Source organism: Streptomyces sp. LS1784 (assembly GCF_020103755.1).
In the GTDB taxonomy this organism is placed as follows: Bacteria; Actinomycetota; Actinomycetes; order Streptomycetales; family Streptomycetaceae; genus Kitasatospora.
The window spans coordinates 1-508 of record NZ_JAHSQD010001291.1; the positions used below are offsets into that span (position 1 = coordinate 1).

General features: G+C 76.2%; 1 pseudogene. It reads right to left on the reverse strand.

Annotated elements, in window-relative coordinates:
* Positions 1 to 508: pseudogene (locus KS423_RS48715) on the reverse strand (DUF6457 domain-containing protein); the annotation flags it as partial.

The following is a 508-nucleotide window of genomic DNA, read 5'->3' on the forward strand; positions in this document are numbered from 1 at the left end:
CCGGGCCGCCTCGGCGACGGCCCCCGCCCCGCCGCCCCGCTGGGCGGCCGCGTAGCCGATCAGGAAGGCGGTCAGCGGCGCGGCCGGCCGGGCCACTCCGTGCGCGACCACCCGGGCCACGTCGAGCAGACCACGGACGTCCACGTCCAGGTCGATGCCCAGGTCGGCCTTGACCTCGGCGATCCAGTCATCCAGCGTGCGCTCCATGCGCCCATGCTGCCCGATCGGCGGTTTCACCGAGGTGTTGGCCCCGTGTGCGGGGCACGTCGTTTCGCTCACACCCCGGTGCCGGCGTCGGTGAGGTTCAGCTCCGGTCGCGCTCGCGGGCCTGCTCCAGGTCCTCCCAGGTGTCGCAGTCGTAGGCGACGTTGTCGGTGTCGGCCACCCGTACCCCGCTCAGCCCGCCGAGGAAGCGCCGCAGCGACTGGCCGGCCGGGTCGCCGAGGGCGGCCAGCGCGTCGCGCAGCGCCGCGGTCCGGTAGGCGGCGGCGAGCGGCTGGTCGCGGCC